Source organism: Streptomyces sp. NPDC006134 (assembly GCF_040628835.1).
GTDB lineage: Bacteria > Actinomycetota > Actinomycetes > Streptomycetales > Streptomycetaceae > Streptomyces.
This window is the reverse complement of sequence record NZ_JBEXTV010000075.1, coordinates 1-26,492: the sequence shown is the minus strand read 5'-3', so window position 1 is coordinate 26,492 and position 26,492 is coordinate 1. Positions and strand designations below refer to the sequence as shown.

Genomic DNA, 26,492 nt, shown 5'->3' with positions numbered 1-26,492 from the left:
CCCGCCGTGAACTCCGGTTACGCCGTCACCGCCGTCGCCCTCGTCGTCGTCGCGACCGTCCTCGTGGGCGCCTTCGGCCTGCGCGTCTCCCGCACCACCTCCGACTTCTACGTCGCCTCCCGCACCGTCGGCCCCCGCCTGAACGCCGCCGCCATCAGCGGCGAGTACCTCTCCGCCGCGTCCTTCCTCGGCATCGCCGGCCTGGTCCTCGTCCAGGGCCCCGACATGCTCTGGTACCCGGTCGGCTACACCGCCGGCTACCTGGTCCTGCTCCTGTTCGTCGCCGCCCCGCTGCGCCGCTCGGGCGCCTACACCCTGCCCGACTTCGCCGAGGCCCGCCTCGCCTCCCCGGCGGTACGGCGCCTCGCCGGGGCCTTCGTCCTCGGCGTCGGCTGGCTGTACCTGCTGCCCCAGCTCCAGGGCGCCGGACTGACGCTGACCGTGCTGACCGGGGCCCCCGACTGGCTGGGCGCCGTGATCGTCGCCGCCGTCGTCACCGCGATCGTCGCGGCCGGCGGCATGCGCAGCATCACCTTCGTCCAGGCCTTCCAGTACTGGCTGAAACTGACCGCCCTGCTCGTCCCCGCCCTCTTCCTGGTCCTGGCCTGGCAGGGCGACGGCGCCCCCCGCCACGCCTTCGACGAACCGGCCGCCTTCCGCGACCAGCGCACCGTCCGCGTCGACGACACGCTCACCCTCGACCTGAAGGCCCCCCTGACCGTCACGGTCGACGGCACCGTCGACGGCCGCACCCACGACGGCGCCCGCCTGACCCTTTCCGCCGGGCCCCACCGCGTCGAACGCGGCACCCGCCTCACCTTCGCCCCCGGCACCGCCGCCCCCGGCGCCGGACGCACCACCGGCGACGCCCTGTCGCCGTCCTGGGCCGAGAGCCGCGATGACCGCCCCCTGTACGCCACCTACGGGCTGATCCTCGCCACCTTCCTCGGCACCATGGGCCTGCCGCACGTCGTGGTCCGCTTCTACACCAGCCCGCACGGCGTCGCCGCCCGCCGCACCACCGTCGCCGTCCTCGCCCTGACCGGCGCCTTCTACCTGCTGCCGCCCGTCTACGGCGCCCTCGGCCGCCTCTACGCCCCCGAGCTCGCCCTCACCGGCGACGCGGACGCCGTCGTCCTGCTGCTGCCCGGCCGGATCGTCGGGGGAGTGGGCGGCGACCTCCTGGGCGCCCTGGTCGCCGGGGGCGCCTTCGCCGCGTTCCTGTCCACGGCGTCCGGCCTGACCATGGCCGTGGCGGGCGTCCTCACCCAGGACGTGCTGCCCGCGCGCGGCGCCGGGCACGTACGGCGCTTCCGGCTCGGCACGCTGCTCGCCATGGCCGTCCCGCTCGCGGCGAGCGCCCTGGTCGGCGGACTGCCGGCCGCCGACGCCGTCGGCCTCGCCTTCGCCGTGTCCGCCTCCTCCTTCTGCCCCCTGCTCGTCCTCGGCATCTGGTGGCGGCGGCTCACCCCGCCCGGCGCCGCGGCCGGGATGCTGGTCGGCGGCGGCTCGGCCCTGGCCGCCGTCGCCGCCACCATGGCCGGCCTCCCCGGCAACGGGGTGCCGCACGCCCTGCTGGCCTGGCCCGCGCTGTGGTCGGTCCCGCTGGCCTTCCTCACCATGGTGCTGGTCTCGCTGGCCACCCCGGGCCGGGTCCCGGCCGGGACGGCGGCGATCCTGGCCCGCTTCCACCTGCCCGAGGACCTGCGCGAAGAGGTGACGCCGTGAGCGGCTTCCTGGCCGGGCTGTGCGTGGCCGTGCTGCCGCTGCTGGCGGCCGGGTTCTGGCTGGGACGCCGTACGGCACGGCCCGCGAGCCTCGCCGGACTCGGCACCCCCGTCGAGCACGCCACCTTCCAGACCCTGCACACCGCCTCCCTGGCCGCGCCCCCGCTGCGGGCGGGCCTGACGGAGGAGACCGCCCGCAAGGCGGCCCGCACCCTGCGCTCCCTGCTCGGCACCCACGCCCTGTGCCTGACGGACACCGAAAAGGTCCTGGTCTGGGACGGCGCGGGCGCCCACCACCGCACCGCGATCATGGAGCGCCTCGCCGGTCCGCTGCACACCGGCCGCGGCGAGGCGTTCCCCCTCGCCTGCGACGACCCCGGCTGCGCGGTGCGCTGGGCCGTCGTCGCCCCGCTCACCGTCGACGACCGGGTGCACGGGGCGCTCGTCGCCTGCGCGCCCCGCGAGTCGGCCGTCCTGGTCCGGGCGGCCGGGGAGGTGGCCCGCTGGGTCTCCGTCCAGCTGGAGCTGGCGGACCTCGACCGGTCCCGCACCCGCCTCATCGAGGCCGAGATCAAGGCCCTGCGCGCCCAGATCTCCCCGCACTTCGTCTTCAACTCGCTCGCGGTGATCGCCTCGTTCGTCCGCACCGACCCCGAACGCGCCCGCGAGCTGCTCCTGGAGTTCGCCGACTTCACCCGCTACTCGTTCCGCCGGCACGGCGACTTCACCACCCTCGCCGACGAGCTCCACGCCATCGACCACTACCTGGCGCTGGTCCGGGCCCGCTTCGGCGACCGCCTGGCCGTCACCCTCCAGATCGCCCCCGAGGTGCTGCCGGTCGCCCTGCCCTTCCTCTGCCTCCAGCCCCTGGTCGAGAACGCCGTCAAGCACGGCCTGGAGGGCACCTCCGGCACCTGTCACATCCGGATCACCGCGCAGGACGCGGGCGCCGAGGCGCTCGTCGTCATCGAGGACGACGGCGCCGGGATGGACCCCGGCCTGCTGCGCCGCATCCTCGCCGGCGAGGAGAGCCCCTCGGGCGGCATCGGCCTGTCCAACGTCGACGACCGCCTCCGCCAGCTCTACGGAGACGGTCACGGCCTCGTCGCCGAGACCGCCGTCGGCGCGGGCATGAAGATCACCGTCCGGCTGCCCAAGTACCAGCCGGGCGTGCACCCGGCGGCCCGGCCCGGCCGCGCGTGAGCCGCCGGTGCTCCCGGGCGCCCTCGGGGCTCTCAGGTGCTCCGGGTGGTGGCGATCATGCCGAGGGTGATCAGGCCCAGGACGACCCAGCCGAACCACAGCCAGCCGTTGCTGCCGAGCGCCACCGTGTAGGCCGTCACCGCGACGAGACCGCCGACGGTGAGCACCCCCATCGTCTTCGTTGAACCGTCCGTGGAACCGGGCATCGCGGCACCCTCCTCATGGTCCGTTGCCCTCCATGGTGCCCCCGTTCCGCCTGTGTGCGGTGTGGGCGGCGGGATGTGGGCCGGATTTCCGGGGGTGCGGGCCGGATTTCCTGGGGGCTGGGGGCGGATCTCCTCGGCTCCCGCGTGCGTCTTTCCTCGGTTCTCCTCGGGTCTCCTCGGGTCTCCTCAGTTCCCGCGTGCGTTCAGCGAGGCCAGATAGGCGTTGTACGCCTCCAGCTCCTTATCGCCGTCGCGGTCGGCGGCCCGGTCCTTGCGCCGGGCCTGGCGCTTCTCCGAGGCGTACCACTGGAACAGCAGCGCGATGAGCACCAGGACCGACGGGACCTCGCTGAACGCCCAGGCGATGCCGCCCGCCGCGTTCTGGTCCGAGAGGGCGTCGATGCCGAGCGAGGCGGGCGGATTGCGGAACGTGTCCACCATGGCGGTGGAGCCCATCATCAGCGCGATGCCGAAGAAGGCGTGGAACGGCATGCCCGCGAACAGCTCCAGCATCCGCATCAGGTAGCCGGGCCGGTGCGGTCCCGGGTCGACGCCCATGATCGGCCAGAAGAAGACCACGCCGACGGCGAGGAAGTGGACCATCATCGCGATGTGCCCCGGCCTGGACTCCATCAGGAAGTCGAAGAGCGGCGTGAAGTACAGCCCGTACAGGCTCGCGATGAACAGCGGGATGGTGAACGCGGGGTGCGTGATGATCCGCATGTAGCGGCTGTGCAGCAGCATCAGCAGCAGCTCGCGCGGCCCCTTCCGGCCGCGGCCCGCCGTCGGCAGGGCGCGCAGCGCCAGCGTGATGGGCGCGCCGAGCAGAATCAGGATCGGCGACACCATGCTGATCACCATGTGCTGCACCATGTGCACGCTGAACATGACCATGCCGTAGTCGTTCAGCTTGGTGCACATCATCAGCGCGATGCTCAGCACGCCCGCCGTGTACGCGACGGTGCGGCCCACCGGCCACCTGTCGCCGCGCCGCACCAGGCGGGCCACGCCCCAGCCGTACAGCGCCAGTCCCAGCAGGCAGGCGACGAGGAAGAAGGGGTCCGTGGACCATTCGAGACCTCGCCCCAGCGTGAACGGCGGCAGATCCATCGTCATGCCGTGCCCGCTGTGATCCATCCGCCGGCTCCTGTTTCGTGGGGGTTGAGTGCTGTCTGTCCGCACCCAGAGTAGAACCGCCCCCGGCCGCGGCTGCGACCGGGGGCGGTTCCACGACGGGACCCCGTCGAAGGCCCTACAGCACGCACTCCGCCTCGGCGTACCGCTCGGCCGGCACCGTCTTGAGCGTCTCGACGGCCTCGGCCAGCGGCACCATCACGATGTCGGTGCCGCGCAGCGCGGTCATCATGCCGAACTCGCCGCGGTGCGCGGCCTCCACCGCGTGCCAGCCGAAGCGGGTGGCGAGCACCCGGTCGTACGCGGTCGGCGTGCCGCCGCGCTGGACGTGCCCGAGGATCACCGGCCGGGCCTCCTTGCCCAGGCGCCGCTCCAGCTCGACGGAGAGCTGGCGGGCGATGCCGGCGAAGCGCTCGTGGCCGTAGACGTCCTTGCCGCCCTCGTCGAACTCCATGGTGCCGGGCTTCGGCTTGGCACCCTCGGCGGCGACGACGATGGCGAACCGCTTGCCCGCCTCGAACCGCTCGCCGACCTTGGCGGTCAGCTCGTCGATGTCGAAGGGCCGCTCGGGGACGACGATGGCGTGGGCGCCGGCCGCCATGCCGGAGTGCAGCGCGATCCAGCCGGTGTGGCGGCCCATGACCTCCACGATCAGCACCCGCTGGTGGGACTCGGCGGTGGTCTTCAGCCGGTCCAGGGCCTCGGTCGCGACACCGACGGCCGTGTCGAAGCCGAAGGTGACGTCCGTGACGGCGATGTCGTTGTCGATGGTCTTCGGCACACCCACTATCGGCAGGCCGGCGTCGGACAGCAGCCGGGCCGCCTTCAGCGTGCCCTCGCCGCCGATCGGGATGATCGCGTCGAGACCCAGCTCCCCGACGTGCCCCCGGGCCCGCTCCACGCCGTCCCGCAGATGCTCGGGACGGACCCGGGAGGAGCCGAGGATGGTGCCGCCGCGGGCGAGGATGCCGCCCACCGCGTCGAGGTCGAGCTTGAGGTAGTCGCACTCCAGGAGGCCCTTCCAGCCGTCCCGGAAGCCGACGACCTCGTCCCCGTGGTCGGCGACGGCGCGGTGCACGACGGACCGGATGACGGCGTTCAGGCCGGGGCAGTCGCCGCCGGACGTGAGGACACCAATGCGCATAGCCCGAAATACCTTCTCAACATGGGCGCGGGGGACCGGACCGCGCTGTCCGGCTCGATCCCCGCCACCCTAGCGGCATCGGGCGACGGGGCCGAACCACGCGTCCGCTTGCTGGACGCCCCCGCTCACCTGTGCGGACAGGGCGTCAGACGGGCCACCGGCACGCACGTTGACGGAAGGTGTCACGCAGGCTGCGCCACTGTGTTCACGCAGGCTGCTGCGCCGCCGTGTTCACACAGGTTGCCGCGCAACGGTGTTCACGCAGGCTGCTGCGCGGCCGCGATGCGCTCCTCGCGCAGCGCCTCGTACCAGCGGTCGTCGGTCGGCGGCAGCGCGTTGACGTCGAGGGCCAGCTTCAGCAGCAGGTCCGCGATGAGCGGGTTGCGCGCCAGCACCGGGCCGTGCATGTACGTGCCGAAGACCGTGTCGTTGTACGCGCCCTCCGTGCCGTCCCCGGTGCCGTTGCCGTTGCCGAAGCGGACCTGGGCGAACGGGCGGGCGGTCGGGCCCAGATGGGTGACGCCCTGGTGGTTCTCGAAGCCGGTCAGCGGGGGCAGCCCCAGGCGCGGGTCGATGTCGCCGAGCACGTCGCCGACGCACCGCGCGCCCTCGCCGCGCACCGAGACCACGTCGAGCAGGCCGAGGCCGGGCTCGCGCTGGCCGAGGTCGTTGACGAACTCGTGGCCGAGGATCTGGTAGCCGGCGCACACCGAGAACACGATGGCGCCGTTCTCCACCGCCCGGTACAGACCGCCGTCGCGGCGCAGCCGCTCGGCCGCGAGCCGCTGCGGCCGGTCCTCGCCGCCGCCGATGAGGTAGATGTCGCCGGAGGTCGGGATCGGCTGGTCGCTGCGCACGTCGAGCCGGGCCACGTCGAGGCCGCGCTGCCGGGCCCGGCGCTCCACGACCAGGACGTTGCCCTGGTCGCCGTAGGTGCTGAGCAGGTCCGGGTAGATCCAGACGACCCGCAGCTGGTTGTCGCTCACAAAAGTCCCCTACAGGTGTCGTGTCAGTTGCCGACGCGGCGGCGCAGGTCCTGGAAGGCGGTGTAGTTGGCGATGACCTCGATCCGGCCCGGCGGGCACAGCTGCACCGCCTGGTCGAGGTTCTCGCACACCTGGAACTGCTGGTTCGCGACCTCCAGGCGCACCGCGAGGTCCAGCTTCCGGTCGCCGATGACACAGATCGGGTGGCCGGTCAGGCGGGTGTAGTCGACGTCCCACAGCCAGGAGGTGTCGGTGCCGTCGGCGCCGCGCGCGTTCACCGAGAGGATGACCGGGGCCGGCGGCGGGTCGATCAGGGAGAACGTCTCCAGCCAGCCGGCCGGGTTCTTCGCGAGCAGCAGGCGCAGGTCGCGGCCCTGGAACTGGACCACGTCGTAGCGCCCGGCGACCGCCTGCACCTGGTACATGCGCTCCAGAGCGACCTGCGGCGGCACCCCGAAGACGGCGGCGACGGCCGCCGAGGAGGCGGCGTTGGCCTTGTTGGCGCGGCCCGGCAGCTGGAGGTGGATGGGCCAGGCCGAGCCGTGCGGGTCGAGGACGTGGTCGCCGGACAGGGCCCAGGTCGGGGTGGGGCGGCGGAAGCCGCACTCGCCGCAGAACCAGTCGTCGCCCGGACGCTGCATCACGCCGCCGCAGGCGGGGCAGGACCAGGCGTCGTCCTTCCACATCTGCCCGGCGGCGACCCAGACCACGTTGGGAGAGGAGGAGGCGGCCCACACCACCAGCGGGTCGTCGCAGTTGGCGACGATGACGGCCTTGGAGCCGGCCAGGCCCTCCCGCCAGTTCTCGGCGAGCATGCGGGTCTCGGCGGCGCGGTCGAGCTGGTCCCGGGAGAGGTTGAGCAGCGCGATGCACTTGGGGTCGGTGTCGCGGGCGACACCGGCGAGGTACTTCTCGTCGACCTCGATCACGCCGTACTTCGCGTCCGAGCCGCCCGCGAGCGCCGAGGTGATGCCGGCGGGCATGTTGGCGCCGAGCGCGTTGGAGACGACCGGGCCCGCGGCCCGCAGCGCCTCGGCGATGAGCCGGGTGGTGGTGGTCTTGCCGTTGGTCGCCGAGACCAGGACGACGTCCAGGTTCTGGGCGAGCCGGGCGAGCAGGTCGGGGTCGAGCTTGAGGGCCACCCGGCCGCCGATCACCGAACCGCTGCCGCGCCCCGCGGCGCGGGATGCCGCCGCGACCGCCTTGCCCGCGGTCACGGCCAGCTTGGCCCGCGGCGTGAGCGGGTCCGAGTTGCCTGCCATCAGTTCTCGATCCTCCTTGCGTACGCGCCGCGCTCTTCAAGCCTGACGGCCACGTGGTGTGGACCTCAGCCTATCGAGATCCCCTCGCACTCCCGAATCCCGGCACCGGCCGGGCGGACCGGCGGGCGGACCGCGCGGCGGGTGCGGGACGAATGGACCTTACTCTTGCCGCCATGCGACACGGCTCGATCCCGGGCGCCCGCGGGCGCGTACGGCCCCTCACCCTCCTCGGCGACCCCGTCCTGCACACCCCCTGTGCCCCGGTCACGGACTTCGGTCCCGCACTGGCCCGCCTGGTGGAGGACCTGTTCGCGACCATGTACGCCGCCCGGGGCGTCGGCCTGGCCGCCAACCAGGCCGGCGAGGGGCTGCGGGTGTTCGTCTACGACTGCCCGGACGACGAGGACGTCCGCCACCTCGGCCACGTGGTGAACCCGCGGCTGGTGGAGACGGACGGCGTGGTGGTGCGGGGCCCGGAGGGCTGTCTGTCGCTGCCCGGCCTGGAAGCGGGGACCGAGCGGTACGACCGTGCCGTGGTCGAGGGCGTCACGGTGACCGGGGAGCCGGTGAGGGTCGAGGGCACCGGCTTCTTCGCCCGGTGCCTGCAGCACGAGTGCGACCACCTCGACGGGCGGGTGTACGCCGACCGGGTCACGGGGTGGCGGCACCGCCGGCTCATGCGCCGGGCCGCGCGGGCCCCCTGGAGCCGGTGACGGGGCCGGGAGCCGCTCAGAAGCCGGGGCCGTCGGCCCGGTCGCCCGCCGCCGCCAGGCGCCCCCACAGCAGGTCGGCCAGGCCCCGGACCAGCTCCTCGCGGGAGCAGGGCCGTTCCCCGAGCCACCAGTCCCCGGCGGCGTGCATCATGCCGACGATGCCGTGGCCCCACACCCGCGCCAGCTGCCGGCCGTCCGGGCCGAGGTCGACCCGCTCCTCGATGACCTGGGCCAGTTCCTCGCCCATGCGGCGCAGCAGCGGAGCGGAGTGCCTGCCGGCGTCGAAGCCCTGCTCGCGCTGGGCGGCGCTGCCCTCCGCCGGATGCATCAGGAAGCGGTACACCTGGGGGCGCGCCTCGATGGCCGCCAGATACGTCTCCAGCGTGGACTCGACCCGTTCCCTGCGGTCGGCCGGAGCGTCCAGGGCCGCCCGCAGCGAGGAGAGCAGGGCGTCGGTGTGCCGCCGGGCGAGCGCGGCGTACAGCCCGCCCTTGTCGCCGAAGTGCCGGTAGAGGATCGGCTTGGTGATGCCCGCCTCGGCGGCGATGGCGTTCATCGAGGCCTGCGGGCCGTCGCGCAGCACCACCCGGTCGGCGGCCTCCAGCAGCTCCCGCCGCCGGCGGTCGGTGGACCGCTGCTGATCGGTCCGCTGCGTGGTGTCCATGTGCTCTCCCCACCCGTGCTGATTCGGTGACGCCTGCGCAAACTAACACTGACCGCGCCCCGGACCTCGAACGGCTGCCGGCGGACCGTCGGCTGTTGACTTTCCTACCGGCCGGTAACAGACTCGGCGTTACTGCAAGTAACATGCACGTGCACCGCTGGAGGGGACATGGCCGAGTTCACCATGGAGCTCAACGACGAGCAGAAGGAGGTCCGGGACTGGCTCCATGGCTTCGCCGCCGACGTGATCCGTCCCGCCGCCGCCGAGTGGGACGAGCGCGAGGAGACCCCCTGGCCGGTCATCCAGGAGGCCGCGAAGGTCGGCATCTACTCCCTCGACTTCTACGCCCAGCAGTACTTCGACGCCACCGGCCTCGGCATCCCCATGACGATGGAGGAGCTGTTCTGGGGCGACGCGGGCATCGCCCTGTCCATCGTCGGCACCGGCCTGGCCGCCGTCGGCGTCCTCGCCAACGGCACCGACGAGCAGATCGGCACCTGGATCCCGCAGATGTACGGCGACGCGACCGACGTCAAGGTCGCCGCCTTCTGCTCCTCCGAGCCCGACGCCGGCTCCGACGTCGCCTCCATGCGCACCCGTGCCGTGTACGACGAGGCCAAGGACGAGTGGGTGATCAACGGCACCAAGACGTGGGCGACCAACGGCGGCATCGCCAACGTCCACGTCGTCGTCGCCGTCGTCGACCCGGAGCTGGGCTCCAAGGGGCACGCCTCCTTCATCGTCCCGCCGGGCACGCCGGGCCTGTCCCAGGGCCAGAAGTTCAAGAAGCACGGCATCCGCGCCTCGCACACCGCCGAGGTGATCCTCGACAACGTCCGGGTGCCCGGCTCCTGCCTGCTCGGCGGCAAGGAGAAGCTGGACGAGCGCCTCGCCCGCGCCCGGGAGAAGGCGAGGAAGGGCGGTGAGCGCGTGAAGAACGCCGCGATGGCGACGTTCGAGGCGTCCCGTCCGGCGGTCGGCGCGATGGCGGTCGGCACCGCGCGGGCCGCGTACGAGGTGGCGCTGGAGTACGCGCAGACCCGCGAGCAGTTCGGCCGCCCGATCATCGACAACCAGGGCGTCGCCTTCCAGCTCGCCGACATGCGCACGCAGATCGACGCGGCCCGGCTGCTGGTGTGGCGCGCCTCGTGGATGGCGGTCAACGGCAGGCCGTTCACCGCCGCCGAGGGCTCGATGTCCAAGCTGTTCGCCAGCGAGACGGCGAAGAAGGTCACCGCCCAGGCCATCCAGATCCTGGGCGGCAACGGGTACACGCGCGAGTATCCGGTGGAGCGGATGCACCGCGACGCGGCCATCTACACCATCTTCGAGGGGACGAGCGAGATCCAGCGGCTGGTGATCGCCCGCACCCTGTCGGGCATGCCGATCCGCTAGCGGTGCCGAAGCGGCGTCAGCTGCTCGATGTCGTACCGCCTGCGCAGCTCCTCGATCGCCGCGTGGTCCGGCGGGCCCCCGTCCCCCAGGATCTCCAGCAGTTCCTCGAAGTACCGCTCGTGGTCCGGGGGCGGGGCGGCCTGGAAGAACATCTTCGCGGGCTCGTCCGTCGGGTTGGCGAACGCGTGCGGGCAGCCGGGCGGTACGACGATGAGCGTGCCCGGGGTGGCGCGCACCACCCGGTCGCCCGTGCTCGACTCCCACTTCTGCCAGTTGTCGGGGGTGCGGACGCGGGGCTCGAAGGCGAGCACGTCCAGCTCGCCTTCGAGGACGTAGAACAACTCCTCGCTGCGGGTGTGCACGTGGGCGCCGACGTCGAAGCCCGGCGGCACGATCACCTCGAAGGTGGACGCCATCCGCGAGTGCGAACCGGTCACCTTGAACGTCACGTGCTGGGCGGGCGCCTGCACGACCCGGCCGTGGCCCGGTGGCACCAGCAGCCCCTGTGTCGCCGTCATCGGCCGCTCACCAGGTCACGGGCAGGGCCTCGGGCCCGCGGATCAGCGCGCCCTTCTTGAAGGGCACCTCCTCGGGCGGCACCGCCAGCTTCATGCCCGGCACCCGGTCCAGCAGCGCGTCGACCAGCAGCTCGGACTCCAGCCGGGCCAGCATGCCGCCCGGGCAGTAGTGCGGGCCGAAGCCGAAGGACACGTGCGGGTTGGGGCTGCGGGAGAAGTCGATCGCCTCCGGGTCGGGGAAGACGTCCGGGTCGCGGTTGGCGGCCAGGTACGACACGTAGACCGCGTCGCCCGCCCGGATCCGCGTCCCGTGCAGCTCCACGTCCTCCAGCGCGATGCGGGAGAGCCCGACCGCGTTGCGGTGCGGGATCCAGCGCAGCAGCTCGTCGATGGCCCGGGGCCGGATCTCCGGCTCGGAGCGCAGCCGTTCGGCCAGCTCGGGACGGGTCAGCAGGGTGAAGAACATCTGCCCGCTGTTGTTGGTGACCGCCTCGCCGCCGATCTGGAGCAGCACCGCCAGTCCGACGGCCTCCTCCAGGGTGACCTCGCCCCGGCCCACGGCGGCGCCCAGCAGCGAGGTGACGTCCTCGTCGGTGCTGTCCTCCCGCAGGGCGACGAGGCCGGAGAAGTAGGCGCCCATCTCCTGCTTGGCCTTCTCGCTGACCTCGGCGCCGTGCGCGGAGGACAGGATGAGCTGGGTCCAGGTGTGCATGGCGTGCCGGTCGGCGGCCGGGACGCCCATCAGCTCGCAGATCACCGCGATGGGGAAGGGGCTCAGCACCGCCTCGGTGAGGTCGGCGGGCGGGCCCGCCTCCAGCATCGCGTCGACCAGTTCGCCGAGCAGGGAGCGGGCCTGCTCGCGGACGCGTTCCACGCCCCGCGCCGTGAAGGCGGCGGCCACCGAGCGGCGCAGCCGGGTGTGGTCGGGCGGGTCGAGGAAGCCGACCGCGCCGCGTGCCGGGATGAAGTGCGGGGCGAGCCGGGTGACCTGCCGGTCCATGACGGCCTCGCGGCCGAAGCGGGGGTCGTTGGTGACCGTCCGCACGTCGTCGTAGCGGGTCACCAGCCACGCCCAGCCCTCGCCGTTGGGCAGCTTGATGCGGGTGAGGGGGCCCTCGGCCATCAGCTCGCGCAGGACCGGGTCGAAGTCCGTGCCGGGCAGGTCGAGCGCCGGCCAGTCCCGGACGGGCGGCAGGGCCGGGGACTCGGGTGGGGGAATCGTTTCTTCGCTCATCTCACGTCTCGTCCGTGATCTGCCAGCGGCCCAGGGACATCTCCGCGGTGATGCCGGGACCGAACCCGGCCAGCAGCCCGCGCGCCCGGTGCTCGGCCCCGCCGTCGTCGAACAGGCGGCGCAGCGCGTCCAGGACGACGGCGCTGGCGATGTTGCCGTACTCGGTGAGCGTGGCCCGGCTGAACCGGAAGGCGTGCGGGTCGACCTTCAGGAACTTGCTGAGGTCGTCCAGGATGCGGGGCCCGCCCGCGTGGACGACGTAGAAGTCCAGGTCGGAGGCGTCCCAGCCGTGGGTGTCGGCCAGGTCCTTCAGCGCCGGTGCCAGGGGCTCCATGGTGGCCGGCACCCGCTTGTCCAGCAGGAAGTGGAAGCCGGTCGCCTTCACGTCGTACATGATCCACTCCTCTGTCTTGGGGATCAGGTACGAGCCGTTGCGCTCCAGCCGCACGCCGGTGCCGCCCCGGCCGCGGACCACCGCGGCGGCGATGCCGTCGCCGAAGAGGCCGTTGGACAGCAGCGAGCCGACGCCGATGTCGGTGGGCTGGTAGCACAGCGAGCAGAACTCGCAGGCCACGATCAGCGCGTTGGCCTCGGGGTAGGCCGTGCAGAAGTCGTGGGCCCGGTTGATCGCCGCGCCGCCGGCCGCGCAGCCCAGCTGGGCTATGGGTATCTGGCGCGTGGTGCTGTCGAAGCCCATCTCGTTGATCAGCCACGCGGTGAGCGAGGGCATCATGAAGCCCGTGCACGAGACGTAGATGATCACGTCGATGTCGGTGGTGAGGAGCTCCGCGTCGTCCAGGGCCCGCTGGATCACCGCCGGCACCCGGGCCTTGGCCTCGGCCTCGTAGAGCTTGTTGCGCTCCTCGAAGCCGGGGTGCTTGAGGGTCTCCTCGATGGGCTGCACGATGTGCCGGGTGCGCACGCCGGTGTTCTCGATCAGGCGGAGGGCCAGCGGCAGTTGGGGGTGGTCGGCGTGGCGCTCACGCGCCAGCTCCAGCGTCTCCTCCATCGTGATCACGTGCTCTGGAACGGACACCGAGGGTCTGCACAAAGTCGCCATGAACCGTGCCTGCTTTCGCCTCCCGGAAGGCCCTGCGCCCCCCGGTCAGAAAGTGGTGTGCCGCCAGGGAATCTGCCGGGCAGCCCCCTGGGGGTGTTCACCCAACGATCACCCGGCGGGGCGGCGATCTCTCGCCGGACTACTCCGTCCCGGGGATGCTGGTGGACCGGAGCGGCACCGCAGGACACCGACCGATGGAGGACGCGATGACCCGGACGGCCAGGGAACTGCTGGAGACGACCACCGGGAGACTGGCTCCGGACCCGCGCGCCAACCGGCTCGTGCCGCTGGTGGCGCGGGGCGCGGCCGGCCGGGACACGCTCGCCGCGCTCGCGCTGGAGCAGCGGTGGGTGATCGCCGCGGACCGCCGCGCCTTCCAGTACCTGGCGCAGCGGGCCGCCGACGCGCCGGAGACCGCCGCGTACTTCACCACGCTCGCCGAGGGCGAGGCACTGGCCGCGGAGCGGCTGGAGGCGTTCGCGGCGGCCTGCGGCGTGACCGAGGAGCGCGCGGTGGCGTACGACCCGCTGCCGGGCTGCCAGGCCTATCCCGCCTACGCCGCCTGGCTGGCGCTCAACGGCTCACCGGCCGAGACCGTGCTCGCCCTGCACGCCAACTTCTCGGCGTGGGGCGGCTACTGCGCGACGATCGCCGCCGCGCTGCGCCGCCACTACGGCTTCGGTGACGAGGCGTGCGCCTTCTTCGACTTCTTCGCCGAGCCCTCGCCCGTCCTGGAGCGGCAGGCGACGGCCGCCGTGCAGGCGGCGCTGGACGCGGGACGGCTGAGCGAGCGGCTCGTCCACCGCTACGGGCGGCTGCTGCAGAGCTACGAGGCGATGTTCTGGCACACGCTGTGGGAGCGGGAGCAGGGCGGCGGCAGGCCCGGTCAGGTCGACTGACCGCTGCTGTGGGCGATGCACGCCACGTCGATCCGGTCGGCCAGCTTGGCCAGCTCGATGGTGAGCGCGGCGACGGTGTCCTCGTCCAGCCCGTCCTGCCCGGCCTCCACCAGACGCAGCCACCGCCCGCCCACCGTACGCAGCAGTTTGCTCACGTCGGCCGCAGCCACCTGCAAGGTACCGCGGTCGTCGACGATCAGAGGCAGAGTCACTTCGCGGTTCACAAAAGGGATCGTAGCCGCGGAAGCCTCACGCTCCGTGCCACACGGTGGTGATGTTGCAGAACTCGCGGATTCCGTGCCCGGACAGCTCACGCCCGTACCCCGACCGCTTCACCCCGCCGAACGGGAACGCCGGGTGGGAGGCCGTCATCCCGTTGACGTACACGCCGCCCGCCTCCAGGTCCCGCACGAACCGGTCGACGTCGGCCTCCTCGCGCGTCCACACGTTCGAACTCAGCCCGAAGTCGGTGTCGTTGGCGATCAGCACCGCCTCGTCCAGGTCGGCCGCGCGGTACAGCGTGGCCACCGGGCCGAACGCCTCCTCCCGGTGGATGCGCAGGGCACGGGTGACGCCGGCCAGCACGGTCGGCGGGTAGTACCAGCCGGGCCCGTCGGGGCGTTCGCCACCGCACAGCACGGTGGCGCCGCCCCGCACCGCGTCCTCGACCAGCTCCTCCAGGTCCTGGCGGCCCCGCTCGCTGGAGAGCGGGCCGACCTCGGTCTCCTCGTCCATCGGGTCGCCGACCTTCAGCGCCCTCATGCCCGCGACGAAGCGCTCGGCGAAGGCGTCGTAGACGTCCGCGTGCACGATGAACCGCTTGGCGGCGATGCAGGACTGCCCGGCGTTCTGGCACCGCGCGTTCACCGCGACCTCGGCGGCCCGGTCCAGGTCGGCCGACGGCATGACGACGAAGGGGTCGCTGCCGCCCAGCTCCAGCACCGTCTTCTTGATCATCTCCCCGGCGGTGGAGGCGACCGCGCGGCCCGCGGGCTCGCTGCCGGTGAGGGTGGCCGCCTTGACCCGCTCGTCGCGCAGGACGTCGTCGACCTGCGCGGAGCCGATGAGGAGGGTCTGGAAGCAGCCCTCGGCGAAGCCCGCCCGGTGGAACAGGTCCTCCAGGTACAGGGCGGTCTGCGGCACGTTCGAGGCGTGCTTGAGCAGGCCCACGTTGCCCGCCATCAGCGCGGGCGCGGCGAACCGGATCACCTGCCACAGCGGGAAGTTCCACGGCATCACGGCGAGCACCGGGCCCATCGGCCGGTAGCGGACCAGGACGCGGGAGGCGCCGGAGTCCTTCACGTCGGACGCGTCGGGCTCCTCGTCGGCGAGCAGCCGCGCGGCGTGGTCGGCGTACCAGCGCATCGCCTTGGCGCACTTGGCCGCCTCGGCGCGCGCCTGCCGGACCGGCTTGCCCATCTCGGTGGTGATCACGCGGCCGATCTCCTGCTGGTCCTGCTCCAGCAGGTCGGCGGCGGCGTGCATCAGCCGGGCCCGCTCGTCGAACGGCGTCGTCCGGTAGGTGCGGAAGGTGGCCTCGGCGAGCCGGAGGCGGCGCTCGATCTCGTCCTCGTCCATGGCGTCGTACGTCCGGAGCGTCTCGCCGTTGGCCGGGTTCACCGTGGCGATGGGCATGGCTGGCCTCCTTGGAGCGAACTGTGCTGTGCGGCGCTGTGTGCGCCGTTCGGCGCCTCTCGACCTTCGCGCGCCCCCGTGGGGGCCGCAACGCGGACAGGCACCCTCACCGCGAGTGCTCCGCCAGCCGGTCGAGAAACGCGGCCTGTGCCTTCACGATCACCTCCCTGGCCCGTTCCGGCGCGAACCACGCCACCCGGTCCAGCTCGGGGAACTCCCGGATCCGCCCCGACCCCGGCGGCCACTCCCTGCGGAAGGTGCCGGGGGTGATCGCCGCCGGGTCCAGGTCGGCCTCGACCGCCCAGGCCGTGACGGTCTTGCCGCCCGCCTGCCGGACCTCGCCCAGCGGTACGGCCTCCCCGTCGGGCGGCGGCAGTCCGAGCTCCTCCTCGAACTCGCGCCGGGCCGCCTCCCAGGCGGACTCGCCGGGGCCGTACTCGCCCTTGGGGACCGTCCACGCCCCGGCGTCGCGGCGGGCGAAGAACGGGCCGCCCATGTGGCCGAGCAGCACCTGAGGGCCGTCGCCGGTGCGGCGGTGGAGGAGCAGCCCGGCGCTGCGCCTCCCGGCGGGCCCGGTCACGGCCGCACCCGCGGGTGGGCGGCCGTGAGCGCCTCCACCGTGTCCGCTTCGTCCGGGCGCTTGTCCTCGCGGTAGCGGACCACGCGGGCGAAACGGAGGGTGACGCCGGCCGGGTAGCGGGGGGAGCGCTGGAGGCCGTCGTAGGCGATCTCGACGACGAGTTCGGGGCGCACGGTCACACCCCAGGCGTGGTGCTCGACCGCCAGTTCCCGCAGCCGCTCGGTCTGCCAGGCCAGCAGGGCGTCGGTCAGGCCCTTGAAGGTCTTGCCGAGCATGGTGAAGGAGCCGTCGGCGGTGCGGGCGCCCAGGTGGAGGTTGGACAGCGTGCCGGTGCGGCGGCCGTGGCCCCACTCGGCGGCCAGGACGACCAGGTCGAGGGTGTGCACGGGCTTGACCTTCAGCCAGGACGCGCCGCGCCGCCCGGCGCTGTAGGGGGCGTTGAGGGCCTTGGCCACGACCCCCTCGTGGCCGCGGGCCAGGGTCTCGGCGAGGAACTCCTCCGCCCGCCGGGTGTCCGCCGGGCCAAAGACGAGGGTCCGCCGTACCCGCATCGGCTCCGGGACCAGCCGGGCCAGCTCCGCGTGCCGCTCGGCCAGCGGCAGGTCCAGCAGGTCCCGGCCGCCGGCCGAGAGCGCGTCGAAGAAGACAGGGGAGACGGGGACCTCCCGGGCGGCTGCGGCGACGTCCGCGCGGGAGCCGACGCGCCCGGCGGTCTCCTGGAACGAGCGGGGCCGGCCGTCGGCGCCGAAGGAGATCACCTCGCCGTCCAGGACGAACCGCTCGCCGGGCAGGGCGAGCGCGGCCCGCGTCACCTCGGGCAGCCGGCCGGTGATGTCGTCCAGGGTGCGGGTGTGGACCCGTACGGTGGAGCCGTCGCGGTGCACCTGGACGCGGACGCCGTCCAGTTTCTCCTCCACCGCGCAGGCCCCGAGCCGCTCGACCGCCTCGGCCACCGAGGAGGCGCTGTGGGCGAGCATCGGCAGCACCGGGCGGCCCACGGTGAGCCGGAACCGGTCCAGCGCGGCCGGCCCGTCGGCGAGCAGCGCCCCGGCCACCGCCTGGAGCGAGCCCGCGAGCATCACCGCCCGGCGCACGTCCGCCGCCGGTGCCCCGGTCGCCCGCGCCAGCCCTTCGACGGCGACGGCGTCCAGGGCGCCCTGGCGGACCTCGCCGGTGAGCAGGCCGCGCAGGAAGCGCTGCTCGTCCTCGGTGGCCCGGCCCATCAGCTCCCCGACCAGCCGGGCGCGCTCGGCCTGGGAGCCGGGGCCGGAGACCGCGCCGAGCTCGGTGAGGCGGGCGTCGGTCTCCCGCACGGTCAGGGACGGTGCGGCGGCCGGGGCGACGGGCCGGGCCAGCGCCTTCCAGCCGACGCCGAGCCTGCCCTGCGGCAGCCGCCCCGCCAGGTAGGGGATGACCACGGGGACGTCGTCGGCCTCCGCGTCCCGGAAGAGCTCCGCGAGCAGCGCGGTCTTGCGGGAGCGCGCCGAGGCGGCGGCGACCTCCCGGGACACCTGGGCCAGCCGGGCGAGCAGCATGCAGTCAGGATGCACCCGGGGAGGCACTCCTACACCTTCGCCCCCAGCTGCGCCTCCGCCCCCAGTGCCGCGTCCAGGTCCGCCATGAGCAGGTCGCCGACGATCGCCGTCGCCGCGCGGTAGCCGCCGCTCGCCGCGTGCACGACCTGCTCGGCGAAGCCGGTCGCGTTGCCCGCCGCCCACACCCCGGGCACGGTCGTCAGCCCGGTCCGGTCCACCACCGGGTAGGCGCCGAGCGGGGTCTCCTCCAGTTCCGCGCCGAGCTTCTCCAGCAGCCCGGTCTGCGGGACGGCGCGCGGGCCGACGAAGACCACCGAGAGCTCGTGGACCGGGCCATCCCCGGAGGGGGTGCCCCCGGTGAGCCGCACCCCGGTGATCCGGTCGTCCTCGACCACGAGCCCGGCGACCTCGCCGGGCACCACCTTGACGCCGGCCGCGGCGAGGCGGCGCAGGTCCAGGTCGGACAGCTCCTCCTCGGCGAGGGTGTGCAGGAAGAGGGTGACGTCCTTCGACCACCGGGACACGATCAGCGCCTGGTGCACGCTCATCGGGCCCGTGCCCAGCACGCCGAAGGGCTCGTCGCGCACCTCCCAGCCATGGCAGAACGGGCAGTGCAGCACGTCCCGGCCGAACCGCTCGGCGACGCCGGGCACCGCCGGCAGTTCGTCCTTCAGCCCGGTGGCGACGACCAGCCGGCGCGCGTGGACGGTGCGTCCGCCGCCCAGCTCCACGGCGAAGTCCTCGCCGCGGGTGACGTCCACGGCCCGGTCCCGGACGAGTTCGACGCCGTAGCGCGCGATCTCCTCCCGGCCGAGCGCCAGGAACTCGGCCGGGGCCATGCTGTCCCGCGACAGGTAGCCCTGCATGTGGGACGAGGGCGCGTTGCGCGGCTCGCCCGCGTCGACCACCAGGGTGCGCAGCCGGGCCCGTCCCAGGACCAGGGCGGCGGACAGCCCCGCCGCGCCGCCTCCGACGACGGCCACGTCGTAGCGGTCGGTGTGCCGTTCGGTCCGTCGGCCGGTGTGCTGATCGGCGTTGTTCTTGAACATGGTTACCACCTCCGAGAACAAGGTCGCCGATGTACGGGCGATTGACAATCGTGTTTGCCGAAACTGCAATAAGTGCATGACGACGGACGATGTTCTGGCGGGCGTGGGCCCGAGGCTGCGCAGGCTCCGCAAGGAGCGGGAGGTGACCCTGGCCGGGCTGTCGGAGGCGACCGGCATCTCGGTGAGCACGCTGTCGCGGCTGGAGTCCGGGCTGCGCAAGCCCAGCCTGGAGCTGCTGCTGCCGATCGCGCGGGCCCACCAGGTGCCGCTGGACGAACTGGTCGGCGCCCCGCCGGTGAGGGACCCCCGGGTGCGGGCCGAGCCGATCGTGCGGGAGGGGCGCACCCACTGGCCGCTCACCCGTCAGCCCGGCGGGCTCCAGGCGTTCAAGGTGTTCGAGCCGCAGCGCACGGCCGAGCCCGATCCGCGCACGCACGAGGGGTACGAGTGGCTGTACGTGCTGTCGGGCCGGCTGCGGCTGGTGCTGGGCGAGCACGACGTGGTCCTCTCCGCCGGGGAGGCCGCCGAGTTCGACACGCGCGTGCCGCACTGGTTCGGGTCGACGGGGGAGGGGCCGGTGGAGTTCCTGAGCCTGTTCGGGCCGCAGGGGGAGCGGATGCACGTGCGGGCGCGGCCGAAGCGGTCGTGAGCCGCCGCGGCCGGGTCCGCCGAACCCTTCCCGGGACGCTCCCGCGCGGCTGTTCCCGTGGGGCTGTTCCCCGAAGGGCAAGCGACCGCTTAGTATGCGGTGGACCCCGGTCGGACAGTCGCGTGGAGGGCCCGCATGCAGGCATGGCAGGTGCACGAGAACGGTGAGCCGGGCGAGGTGATGCGCCGGACGGACACGGCGCCGCCCGTGCCCGGCGAGGGCCAGGTCCTGCTGAAGGTGAGGGCCGCGAACGTCAACTTCCCGGACGCCCTGCTGTGCCGGGGCCGGTACCAGGTCCGGCCGCCGCTGCCGTTCACGCCGGGCGTGGAGATCTGCGGCGAGACCGAGGACGGGCGCCGCGTCCTCGCCAACCCGGTGCTGCCCCACGGCGGCTTCGCCGAGTACGCCGTCGCGGACGCCGCCGCCCTGCTGCCCGCACCGGACGCCCTGGACGACGCCGAGGCCGCCGCCCTGCACATCGGCTACCAGACGGGCTGGTTCGGCCTGCACCGCCGGGCCCGGCTGGAGGCCGGCGAGACACTGCTCGTGCACGCCGCCGCGGGCGGGGTCGGCAGCGCGGCCGTCCAGCTCGGCAAGGCGGCCGGCGCCCGCGTCATCGGTGTCGTCGGCGGCGCGGAGAAGGCCGCCGTCGCCCGGGAGCTGGGCTGCGACGTGGTGATCGACCGGCGGAGCGAGGACGTCGTCGCCGCCGTGAAGGAGGCCACCGGCGGGCACGGCGCGGACGTCGTCTACGACCCCGTGGGCGGCGACGCCTACACCCAGTCCGCCAAGACCGTCGCCTTCGAGGGCCGGATCGTCGTCGTCGGCTTCGCCGGCGGCACGATCCCCGCCCCCGCCCTGAACCACGCCCTGGTGAAGAACTACTCGATCCTCGGCCTGCACTGGGGCCTGTACAACACCAAGAACCCCAAGCTGGTCCGGCACTGCCACGAACAGCTCACCGACCTGGCCGCCCGGGGCGCGATCAAGCCGCTGGTGAGCGAGCGCGTGCCGCTGGACGAGGCCGCCGCCGCCGTGCAGCGCGTCGCCGACGGGCTCACCACGGGCCGCGTGGTCGTCGTACCGGCACAGCAGAACGCCGTACCGGCACGGGAGAACGGAGCCGCCGCATGACGAACAGCCAGGCCGACGCGGCCGGACTGCGCCGCCGCACACAGGAACTGCTGGCCGCGCACCCGCCCGCCACCACCGGCCGCCTGGACTTCCTCCGCGCCCGCTTCGACGCCGGACTGGCCTGGGTGCACTTCCCCGAGGGCCTCGGCGGCCTGGGCGCCCCCCGCTCCCTCCAGCCGGTGGTGGACGCCGAACTGGCCGCCGCGGGCGCCCCCGACAACGACCCGCGCCGCATCGGCATCGGCCTCGGCATGGCCGCGCCGACGATCCTCCAGTACGGCACCGAGGAGCAGAAGCGGCGGTTCCTGCGCCCCCTGTGGACGGGCGAGGAGGTCTGGTGCCAGCTCTTCAGCGAGCCCGGCGCCGGGTCCGACCTGGCCGCGCTCGGCACCCGGGCCGTCCGGGACGGCGACGACTGGGTCGTCGACGGGCAGAAGGTGTGGACCTCCAGCGCCCACCTCGCCCGCTGGGCCATCCTCATCGCCCGCACCGATCCGGACGTGCCCAAGCACCGCGGCATCACGTACTTCGTCTGCGACATGACCGACCCCGGCGTCGCGGTCCGGCCGCTGCGCCAGATCACCGGCGAGGCCGAGTTCAACGAGGTCTTCCTCACCGGCGTCCGCATCCCCGACTCCCACCGCCTGGGCGAGGCCGGCGACGGCTGGCGGGTCGCGCAGACCACGCTCAACAACGAGCGCGTCGCCATCGGAGGCGCCCGGCTGCCCCGCGAGGGCGGCATGATCGGCCCGGTGGCGAAGACCTGGCGCGAACGTCCCGAGCTGCGCACCCACGACCTGCACCAGCGCCTGCTGAAGCTGTGGGTCGAGGCCGAGGTCGCCCGCCTCACCGGCGAGCGGCTGCGCCAGCAGCTCGCCGCCGGCCAGCCCGGCCCCGAGGGCGCCGGCATGAAGCTCGCCTTCGCCCGCCTCAACCAGGAGATCAGCGGCCTGGAGGTGGAACTCCTCGGTGAGGAGGGCCTGTTGTACGACGACTGGACCATGCGCCGCCCGGAGCTGGTGGACTTCACCGGCCGCGATGCCGGATACCGCTATCTGCGCGCCAAGGGCAACAGCATCGAGGGCGGGACCAGCGAGGTCCTGCTGAACATCGTCGCCGAGCGCGTCCTCGGGCTGCCCGCCGAGCCGCGCACCGACAAGGACGTCGCCTGGAAGGACCTGGCCCGATGAGCACCGTGAACACCGTGAGCTCTGGGAATTCCGGGAGCGCCCAGCCCGATCTCCTCCACTCCGAGGAGGAGGAGGCGGTCCGCGCCGCCGTCCGCGACCTGCTCACCGACCACTGCGACGCGGCGGGCGTGATCACGCGCACGGAGTCGGACGCCCCGCACGACCCCTCCCTGTGGAAGTCCCTCGCCGACAGCATGGGCATGGCCGGGCTCCTGATCCCCGAGGAGTACGGCGGCCAGGGCGCCGGCCACCGCGAGGCCGCCGTCGTCCTGGAGGAGCTGGGCCGGGCCGTGGCCCCCGTGCCGTACCTCACCAGCGCCGTCGTCGCCACCGAGGCGCTGCTGGCCTGCGAGGACGGCGAGCTGCTCGCCGGCCTGGCCGGCGGGCGGAGGACCGGCGCTCTCGCGGTCGGCCTGCACACTGCCCCGGGCGCCGCCTTCAAGACCGTACGGCTCGAGAACGGCACCCTGAGCGGCGAGCTGACCGGCATCGCCGACGCCGCCGTCGCCGACGTCCTGCTCGTGCCCGCGGACGACGGCGGGCTCCACGCGGTCGAGGCCGGTGCCGCGACCGTCACCCCGCAGGTGTCCCTGGACCCGACCCGCCCCCTGGCCACGGTCACCCTCGACGGGGCGCCCGCACGCCGGCTCGGCGACGCGGCCCCCGCCGTACACCGCGCCCTGCGCGCCGGGGCCGGGCTGCTGGCCTCCGAGCAACTCGGGCTCGCCGACTGGACGCTGGCGGAGACCGTGCGCTACCTCAAGGAGCGCAAGCAGTTCAACCGGCCCGTCGGCGGCTTCCAGGCGCTCAAGCACCGGCTCGCCCAGCTGTGGCTGGAGGTCGCCCACCTGCGCGCCGCCGCCCGCAACGCGGCGGACGCCCTGGCGACCGGGCGGGACGCCGACGTGGCGGTGGCCGTCGCCCAGGCGTACGCGGCCCCCGTCGCCGTCCACGCCGCCGAGGAGGCGCTGCAACTGCACGGCGGTATCGGCATGACCTGGGAGCACCCGGTCCACCTGTACCTGAAGCGGGCCAAGGCCGACTCGATCGCGTACGGCACCGCGGGCGCCCACCGGGAGGCGCTGGCCGGTCTCGTCGACCTCCAGGCTCCCTGACGTACACCTGCGTGAAGCGCGGGGAGAGCCCGCCCCCTCGGGGCGGGCTCTCCCGTGCGCCGGCCTCCGACGCCGGCCTCCGACGCCGGCCTCCGACGCCGGCCTCCGAGACTCTCCTCCGAGACCGTCCTCCGAGGCCGTCCTCCGGCGAAGTGAACGTACGGCGGCAGTCCGGCCAACTCTCCGCACGTGTCTGCTCCTTGAGTCCGCCGGGCCCCATACTCGCAGGGGTCCCGCACGGCAACTCCAGGGAGGCAGAGCATGGCCCTCACCACCCGTCGCAGAGCCCTCACCACCCTCGGCGCCGCCCTCGCGGGCTCGGTCGTCCTGCCCGCCGCCACCGCCACCGCCTTCGCCGGTGGACACCCGCACCGTCCGAGCCCGTTGTGGCGCGCCCACGCCCACAACGACTACGAGCACCCGCGCCCCCTCCTCGACGCCCTCGACCACCGCTTCGGCAGCGTCGAAGCCGACATCCACCTCGTCGGCGGCCGGCTCCTCGTCGCCCACGACCCCGAGGACCTCGACCCGGCCCGCACCCTCGAATCCCTCTACCTCGACCCGCTCGCCGCCCGGGTGCGGGCGCACCACGGCCGGGTGTACCGCGGTCACCGCGGATCGCTGCAACTCCTCGTCGACATCAAGACCGAGGGCGCGTCCACCTACCTGGAACTCGACCGCCGATTGAGCCGCTACCGGCACCTGTTCACGACGTACGCCCACGGCCGCGTCCGCACCGGCCCGGTCACCGTGGTGGTCTCCGGCGACCGGGCGGCCCGCGCGCCGATGGAGGTCCAGGCCGTGCGGCGGGCCTTCTACGACGGCCGCCTCGCCGACCTCGGCGGCCCCGCGCCGGCCTCCTTCGCCCCGCTGATCAGCGACAACTGGACCCTGAACTTCACCTGGCGGGGCGTGGGCGCCTTCCCGGGCGCCGAACGGGAGAAACTGCGGACCCTCGTCCGGGCCGCGCACACACGCGGGCAGCGCGTGCGCTTCTGGGCCACCCCCGACACGCCCGGGCCCGCCCGGGACGCCCTGTGGGCCGAACTGCTCGCCGCCGGCGTCGACCACCTCAACACCGACGACCTCGCGGGGCTGGAGGCGTTCCTGGACGCGCGCCAGGGCTGAACGGGGCCGGACACCACACGTTCGGAGGACAGGTCAGCCGCCCGGATGAACCCTCCGCTACGCCACACTTGCGGCCGAATGCCGCGAAGCGGACGTGGCGGAGGAGGTTGACGATGGCCATTTCCATCTCTGTGGTGCTGCTGCTCTCGGTCCTGGCGGTGATCTTCGTGCGCAACGGCGGGCTGAAGATCTCACACGCGCTGGTCTGCCTGCTGCTGGGCTTCTACCTGGCCAGCACGAGCATCGCCCCGACCATCCAGAGCGGCCTCACGGCCACGGCGGACATCGTCGGCAGCCTCAGACCCTGATCCTCAGGACGGATCTCAGGACGGCCCTCAGGGCGTCGAGAAGACCCCGATGCCGTTCGGCACGGGGCGCTCGGCGCCTCCGCTCGGGTGGTTGCGCACCGAGACGCCGGCCGCCCCGGGCGCGCGGGCGACCAGCGTCGTCGAACCGCCGCCGTCCAGGCTGAAGGCGTCCCGCGCGCCCAGCGCGCGCAGGGTGGCGGCCACCTCGGCGATGGTCAGGCCGGCGCGGTACGCGGGTGCCCCGTCCAGCGCCAGCAGCAGGACACGCCGCCCGCCGTCCGCGATGCCCACGGCGGTGCGCACGGCCGCGGTGCGGTCGTCGAGGCCCGGCAGCGGGCGGCCGTCCGCGAGCACCGGGTAGCCGCCGAGCGCGAAGCGGTACGGCACCCGGGACGCGGACGCCACCAGCCGGTGCCGCACCCGCACGGACGCGCCCACCGCCAGCTTCCGCAGCTGCCGCGCCCCGGCCTCCCGCCCCACCAGCACGGTCGTGCCCGGGGCGATGGGGCCGCCGCCGGGCGTCGCGGACGTGGACACCACCCGGCCGCCCCGGACCGTGACCTCGTGGGTGTCCGCGCTGCACGGCGCGGCCCGGTCCGTGTCCGTGCCGCAGGTGGCCCGCACCCGGGAGGCGCCGCCCCAGGCGCCGGTGAACGCGCCGACCGAACCGACCGGCAGCGCGTACTGGTTGAGCCCGCCGAGCGGCAGCCGCCCCTCGGGCGTGCGGACCGACCCATCGAGGGCCAGTCCGTCCAGCCGGGCCCGCCGGTCCGCCCCCACCCCGAACACGTCCTCCGTGGAGGTGCCGGGCGGCAGCGCGGGCCCGAAACGCTGGCCGCTTGGCACCGCCGCCTTCAGCGCCCGTCCGTCCGCGATCGCCGGTCCCACGCTCGCGCCGGTCGCCTCCACGCCCGGATGCTGGGTCTCGGTGATGTTGAAGAAGTCGCCGTTGACCCCGGCGACGGCGCCCTGGGCGTCGGCCAGCCGGGAGACGGGCGCCCGCGCGGCCACCGCACCCGGGTGCAGCAGGCCGAGGCGGACGTGCGGGTCGCGCAGGTCGACGCGGAGCACATGGGCGTGCGCTGTCCCCTTGGCCGCCGGGATGTCGAACTCCTCGTAGGTGACACCCGGCGCGATCGCGGAGGCTTCCTGCGCGGCACCGGCCGGCGCCGCCCCCGCGAGGGCCGCGCCGGCCAGGGCGCCGCATGCCATGAACATCGCCAGTACCGCTCTGCCACCCGTCCGGAACCGCCCGCGATGACGTCTCACACCGACCCCCTGACGCTTCGTCAACTTCCTTCCGGAACAGAGCTCGCAGTGCTCGCAGAGAACGCAGCGCTCTCGGAGCTCTCGGAGCTCACAGGGGAAGTGCAGCAGAGGACGAGGGCATCCCGGGGGTCGATCGCGCCGACGGCGCGAGAACGGCGGGAAAACGCACCCCGTTCGGGCGCGTGCGGCTCGCCGGCTCAGCCGGTCCCGGCGCCGTCGCGCGGCAGCACCGCGACCCGGTGGTAGTTGCAGCCGCCCGGCACCGGCGCCCCGGCGGCGGGCCACGTCTGGTGAGCCTTCAGGGCGATGCTCACCAGGCTCAGCAGCAGATCGACGTCCGTCTCGCAGTCGAGGTGCACGGTCACCCAGGGGGAACCGGGGATCAGATGGATCGCGCTGGAGCCGACCAGGTCGTAGTGGAAGCGCTGGATGGCCCGGCGAGTGAGGTGCAGGTCCACGTCCCGGTCGGAGTGGAAGTGCACGATCTCGTCCCGGACGGAGCGGAGCGCCCGCCCGGTACCGCAGCCGGCCGGACCCGAGGACAGGTCGGGCCAGGCTTCCAGACGCTCCAGGGCACGCTGGGCCAGAGTCATGGGCTTATCGTTGCGCGCTCACCGCGCCGCAACCAGAGGTTGAGCGTTTTGTAACCAGTACGTGAGGGAGCCGAGTGTCCGGCCCGGACGCGGGAAGCGCCGCGCGGGGGCCCCGGGCCGAAGCCCGCGCAGCCCCTCGGCCAGATCGTGCCGGATGGGGTC

At 73.7% G+C, this 26,492-nt stretch carries 26 protein-coding genes and 1 pseudogene; 11 read left to right on the top strand and 16 right to left on the bottom strand.

Annotated elements, in window-relative coordinates; translation table 11 throughout:
• Positions 1 to 6: 6 nt before the first annotated feature.
• Positions 7 to 1,728: a cation acetate symporter gene (locus tag ABZ340_RS32890; protein WP_358785540.1), complete on the top strand. Its 1,722-nt coding sequence runs from the start codon at positions 7 to 9 to the stop codon at positions 1,726 to 1,728.
• On the top strand, positions 1,725 to 2,930 hold the full coding sequence (locus ABZ340_RS32885) for a histidine kinase (RefSeq protein ID WP_358785539.1): 1,206 nt from the start codon (positions 1,725 to 1,727) through the stop codon (positions 2,928 to 2,930). Before ABZ340_RS32890 ends, ABZ340_RS32885 begins: the two co-directional genes overlap by 4 nt.
• Before the next feature lie 32 nt (positions 2,931 to 2,962).
• Here ABZ340_RS32885 and ABZ340_RS32880 read toward each other — a convergent pair whose 3' ends face one another.
• The 5 genes from ABZ340_RS32880 to ABZ340_RS32860 form a co-directional block, all read right to left on the bottom strand.
• Complete coding sequence (locus ABZ340_RS32880) at positions 2,963 to 3,136, bottom strand: hypothetical protein (RefSeq protein WP_358785538.1); 174 nt, start codon at positions 3,134 to 3,136, stop codon at positions 2,963 to 2,965.
• A 186-nt stretch (positions 3,137 to 3,322) separates the two neighbouring features.
• Positions 3,323 to 4,273 (bottom strand): cytochrome c oxidase assembly protein, encoded by a 951-nt coding sequence (locus tag ABZ340_RS32875; RefSeq protein ID WP_358785537.1) that lies wholly within the window; start codon positions 4,271 to 4,273, stop codon positions 3,323 to 3,325.
• A gap of 115 nt (positions 4,274 to 4,388) precedes the next feature.
• Positions 4,389 to 5,414 (bottom strand): 6-phosphofructokinase, encoded by a 1,026-nt coding sequence (locus tag ABZ340_RS32870; RefSeq protein WP_358785536.1) that lies wholly within the window; start codon positions 5,412 to 5,414, stop codon positions 4,389 to 4,391.
• Positions 5,415 to 5,671: 257 nt separating this feature from the next.
• A complete protein-coding gene (locus ABZ340_RS32865; RefSeq protein ID WP_358785535.1) occupies positions 5,672 to 6,400 on the bottom strand; it encodes a glutamine amidotransferase in 729 nt (242 codons plus the stop codon).
• Positions 6,401 to 6,423: 23 nt separating this feature from the next.
• Entirely contained in the window at positions 6,424 to 7,662 is a 1,239-nt protein-coding gene (locus ABZ340_RS32860; RefSeq protein WP_358785534.1) for a MurT ligase domain-containing protein, read from the bottom strand.
• A gap of 173 nt (positions 7,663 to 7,835) precedes the next feature.
• Here ABZ340_RS32860 and def point away from each other — a divergent pair, with 173 nt between their 5' ends.
• Complete coding sequence (gene def / locus ABZ340_RS32855) at positions 7,836 to 8,375, top strand: peptide deformylase (RefSeq protein WP_358785533.1); 540 nt, start codon at positions 7,836 to 7,838, stop codon at positions 8,373 to 8,375.
• Between the two features lie 16 nt (positions 8,376 to 8,391).
• On the opposite strand, the gene ABZ340_RS32850 is transcribed toward def, so the two are convergent.
• Entirely contained in the window at positions 8,392 to 9,039 is a 648-nt protein-coding gene (locus ABZ340_RS32850) for a TetR family transcriptional regulator (RefSeq protein WP_358785532.1), read from the bottom strand.
• A 168-nt stretch (positions 9,040 to 9,207) separates the two neighbouring features.
• Here ABZ340_RS32850 and ABZ340_RS32845 point away from each other — a divergent pair, with 168 nt between their 5' ends.
• Positions 9,208 to 10,434 (top strand): acyl-CoA dehydrogenase family protein, encoded by a 1,227-nt coding sequence (locus tag ABZ340_RS32845; protein ID WP_358785531.1) that lies wholly within the window; start codon positions 9,208 to 9,210, stop codon positions 10,432 to 10,434.
• On the opposite strand, the gene ABZ340_RS32840 is transcribed toward ABZ340_RS32845, so the two are convergent.
• The 3 genes and pseudogenes from ABZ340_RS32840 to ABZ340_RS32830 form a co-directional block, all read right to left on the bottom strand.
• Positions 10,431 to 10,952: a cupin domain-containing protein gene (locus ABZ340_RS32840; protein WP_358785530.1), complete on the bottom strand. Its 522-nt coding sequence runs from the start codon at positions 10,950 to 10,952 to the stop codon at positions 10,431 to 10,433. The two genes, ABZ340_RS32845 and ABZ340_RS32840, sit on opposite strands and share 4 nt — an antisense overlap.
• A gap of 7 nt (positions 10,953 to 10,959) precedes the next feature.
• Positions 10,960 to 12,186 carry a cytochrome P450 gene (locus ABZ340_RS32835; protein ID WP_358785529.1) on the bottom strand — a complete coding sequence of 409 codons (1,227 nt, stop codon included), beginning with the start codon at positions 12,184 to 12,186 and terminating at the stop codon, positions 10,960 to 10,962.
• Position 12,187: 1 nt separating this feature from the next.
• Positions 12,188 to 13,255 (bottom strand): annotated as a pseudogene (locus ABZ340_RS32830) (type III polyketide synthase); the annotation flags it as partial.
• 197 nt (positions 13,256 to 13,452) lie between these two features.
• Here ABZ340_RS32830 and ABZ340_RS32825 point away from each other — a divergent pair.
• Positions 13,453 to 14,145 (top strand): transcriptional regulator, encoded by a 693-nt coding sequence (locus tag ABZ340_RS32825; RefSeq protein ID WP_358785528.1) that lies wholly within the window; start codon positions 13,453 to 13,455, stop codon positions 14,143 to 14,145.
• Here the strand turns inward: ABZ340_RS32825 and ABZ340_RS32820 are convergent.
• From ABZ340_RS32820 to ABZ340_RS32800, 5 genes are all read right to left on the bottom strand, one after another.
• On the bottom strand, positions 14,133 to 14,369 hold the full coding sequence (locus tag ABZ340_RS32820) for a DUF6213 family protein (protein WP_029386670.1): 237 nt from the start codon (positions 14,367 to 14,369) through the stop codon (positions 14,133 to 14,135). The two genes, ABZ340_RS32825 and ABZ340_RS32820, sit on opposite strands and share 13 nt — an antisense overlap.
• Before the next feature lie 25 nt (positions 14,370 to 14,394).
• On the bottom strand, positions 14,395 to 15,780 hold the full coding sequence (locus ABZ340_RS32815) for an NADP-dependent succinic semialdehyde dehydrogenase (RefSeq protein WP_358785527.1): 1,386 nt from the start codon (positions 15,778 to 15,780) through the stop codon (positions 14,395 to 14,397).
• A 106-nt stretch (positions 15,781 to 15,886) separates the two neighbouring features.
• Positions 15,887 to 16,360 carry an NUDIX domain-containing protein gene (locus ABZ340_RS32810; protein ID WP_358785526.1) on the bottom strand — a complete coding sequence of 158 codons (474 nt, stop codon included), beginning with the start codon at positions 16,358 to 16,360 and terminating at the stop codon, positions 15,887 to 15,889.
• On the bottom strand, positions 16,357 to 17,895 hold the full coding sequence (locus ABZ340_RS32805) for an ATP-dependent DNA ligase (RefSeq protein WP_358785545.1): 1,539 nt from the start codon (positions 17,893 to 17,895) through the stop codon (positions 16,357 to 16,359). The genes ABZ340_RS32810 and ABZ340_RS32805 overlap by 4 nt, the downstream gene beginning before the upstream one ends.
• A gap of 29 nt (positions 17,896 to 17,924) precedes the next feature.
• Complete coding sequence (locus ABZ340_RS32800; RefSeq protein ID WP_358785525.1) at positions 17,925 to 18,944, bottom strand: NAD(P)/FAD-dependent oxidoreductase; 1,020 nt, start codon at positions 18,942 to 18,944, stop codon at positions 17,925 to 17,927.
• 76 nt (positions 18,945 to 19,020) lie between these two features.
• Between ABZ340_RS32800 and ABZ340_RS32795 the strand changes: the two genes are divergently transcribed.
• From ABZ340_RS32795 to ABZ340_RS32770, 6 genes are all read left to right on the top strand, one after another.
• Positions 19,021 to 19,593 (top strand): XRE family transcriptional regulator, encoded by a 573-nt coding sequence (locus ABZ340_RS32795; protein WP_358785524.1) that lies wholly within the window; start codon positions 19,021 to 19,023, stop codon positions 19,591 to 19,593.
• A gap of 135 nt (positions 19,594 to 19,728) precedes the next feature.
• Positions 19,729 to 20,727 (top strand): NADPH:quinone oxidoreductase family protein, encoded by a 999-nt coding sequence (locus tag ABZ340_RS32790; protein WP_358785523.1) that lies wholly within the window; start codon positions 19,729 to 19,731, stop codon positions 20,725 to 20,727.
• Positions 20,724 to 21,917 (top strand): acyl-CoA dehydrogenase family protein, encoded by a 1,194-nt coding sequence (locus tag ABZ340_RS32785; RefSeq protein ID WP_358785522.1) that lies wholly within the window; start codon positions 20,724 to 20,726, stop codon positions 21,915 to 21,917. The genes ABZ340_RS32790 and ABZ340_RS32785 overlap by 4 nt, the downstream gene beginning before the upstream one ends.
• Positions 21,914 to 23,032 (top strand): acyl-CoA dehydrogenase family protein, encoded by a 1,119-nt coding sequence (locus tag ABZ340_RS32780; RefSeq protein WP_358785521.1) that lies wholly within the window; start codon positions 21,914 to 21,916, stop codon positions 23,030 to 23,032. Before ABZ340_RS32785 ends, ABZ340_RS32780 begins: the two co-directional genes overlap by 4 nt.
• Before the next feature lie 261 nt (positions 23,033 to 23,293).
• Complete coding sequence (locus ABZ340_RS32775; RefSeq protein ID WP_358785520.1) at positions 23,294 to 24,160, top strand: phosphatidylinositol-specific phospholipase C/glycerophosphodiester phosphodiesterase family protein; 867 nt, start codon at positions 23,294 to 23,296, stop codon at positions 24,158 to 24,160.
• Between the two features lie 113 nt (positions 24,161 to 24,273).
• Positions 24,274 to 24,468: a hypothetical protein gene (locus tag ABZ340_RS32770; RefSeq protein ID WP_358785519.1), complete on the top strand. Its 195-nt coding sequence runs from the start codon at positions 24,274 to 24,276 to the stop codon at positions 24,466 to 24,468.
• 27 nt (positions 24,469 to 24,495) lie between these two features.
• Here ABZ340_RS32770 and ABZ340_RS32765 read toward each other — a convergent pair whose 3' ends face one another.
• The gene (locus ABZ340_RS32765; protein ID WP_358785518.1) at positions 24,496 to 25,686 is read right to left on the bottom strand and encodes a phosphodiester glycosidase family protein; all 1,191 of its coding nucleotides are present in this window, start codon (positions 25,684 to 25,686) and stop codon (positions 24,496 to 24,498) included.
• Between the two features lie 248 nt (positions 25,687 to 25,934).
• Entirely contained in the window at positions 25,935 to 26,330 is a 396-nt protein-coding gene (locus tag ABZ340_RS32760) for a luciferase family protein (protein WP_358785517.1), read from the bottom strand.
• Positions 26,331 to 26,492: the final 162 nt, after the last annotated feature.

What these genes read in the sequence shown, in the direction of transcription:
- ABZ340_RS32880 (WP_358785538.1), bottom strand. Translation starts at nt 3,136, where the DNA reads ATGCCCGGTTCCACGGACGGTTCAACGAAGACGATGGGGGTGCTCACC.
- ABZ340_RS32875 (WP_358785537.1), bottom strand. Translation starts at nt 4,273, where the DNA reads ATGGATCACAGCGGGCACGGCATGACGATGGATCTGCCGCCGTTCACG.
- ABZ340_RS32870 (WP_358785536.1), bottom strand. Translation starts at nt 5,414, where the DNA reads ATGCGCATTGGTGTCCTCACGTCCGGCGGCGACTGCCCCGGCCTGAAC.
- ABZ340_RS32860 (WP_358785534.1), bottom strand. Translation starts at nt 7,662, where the DNA reads ATGGCAGGCAACTCGGACCCGCTCACGCCGCGGGCCAAGCTGGCCGTG.
- def (WP_358785533.1), top strand. Translation starts at nt 7,836, where the DNA reads ATGCGACACGGCTCGATCCCGGGCGCCCGCGGGCGCGTACGGCCCCTC.
- ABZ340_RS32850 (WP_358785532.1), bottom strand. Translation starts at nt 9,039, where the DNA reads ATGGACACCACGCAGCGGACCGATCAGCAGCGGTCCACCGACCGCCGG.
- ABZ340_RS32845 (WP_358785531.1), top strand. Translation starts at nt 9,208, where the DNA reads ATGGCCGAGTTCACCATGGAGCTCAACGACGAGCAGAAGGAGGTCCGG.
- ABZ340_RS32840 (WP_358785530.1), bottom strand. Translation starts at nt 10,952, where the DNA reads ATGACGGCGACACAGGGGCTGCTGGTGCCACCGGGCCACGGCCGGGTC.
- ABZ340_RS32835 (WP_358785529.1), bottom strand. Translation starts at nt 12,186, where the DNA reads ATGAGCGAAGAAACGATTCCCCCACCCGAGTCCCCGGCCCTGCCGCCC.
- ABZ340_RS32825 (WP_358785528.1), top strand. Translation starts at nt 13,453, where the DNA reads ATGACCCGGACGGCCAGGGAACTGCTGGAGACGACCACCGGGAGACTG.
- ABZ340_RS32815 (WP_358785527.1), bottom strand. Translation starts at nt 15,780, where the DNA reads ATGCCCATCGCCACGGTGAACCCGGCCAACGGCGAGACGCTCCGGACG.
- ABZ340_RS32805 (WP_358785545.1), bottom strand. Translation starts at nt 17,895, where the DNA reads ATGCTGCTCGCCCGGCTGGCCCAGGTGTCCCGGGAGGTCGCCGCCGCC.
- ABZ340_RS32800 (WP_358785525.1), bottom strand. Translation starts at nt 18,944, where the DNA reads ATGTTCAAGAACAACGCCGATCAGCACACCGGCCGACGGACCGAACGG.
- ABZ340_RS32795 (WP_358785524.1), top strand. Translation starts at nt 19,021, where the DNA reads ATGACGACGGACGATGTTCTGGCGGGCGTGGGCCCGAGGCTGCGCAGG.
- ABZ340_RS32790 (WP_358785523.1), top strand. Translation starts at nt 19,729, where the DNA reads ATGCAGGCATGGCAGGTGCACGAGAACGGTGAGCCGGGCGAGGTGATG.
- ABZ340_RS32785 (WP_358785522.1), top strand. Translation starts at nt 20,724, where the DNA reads ATGACGAACAGCCAGGCCGACGCGGCCGGACTGCGCCGCCGCACACAG.
- ABZ340_RS32780 (WP_358785521.1), top strand. Translation starts at nt 21,914, where the DNA reads ATGAGCACCGTGAACACCGTGAGCTCTGGGAATTCCGGGAGCGCCCAG.
- ABZ340_RS32775 (WP_358785520.1), top strand. Translation starts at nt 23,294, where the DNA reads ATGGCCCTCACCACCCGTCGCAGAGCCCTCACCACCCTCGGCGCCGCC.
- ABZ340_RS32770 (WP_358785519.1), top strand. Translation starts at nt 24,274, where the DNA reads ATGGCCATTTCCATCTCTGTGGTGCTGCTGCTCTCGGTCCTGGCGGTG.
- ABZ340_RS32765 (WP_358785518.1), bottom strand. Translation starts at nt 25,686, where the DNA reads ATGTTCATGGCATGCGGCGCCCTGGCCGGCGCGGCCCTCGCGGGGGCG.
- ABZ340_RS32760 (WP_358785517.1), bottom strand. Translation starts at nt 26,330, where the DNA reads ATGACTCTGGCCCAGCGTGCCCTGGAGCGTCTGGAAGCCTGGCCCGAC.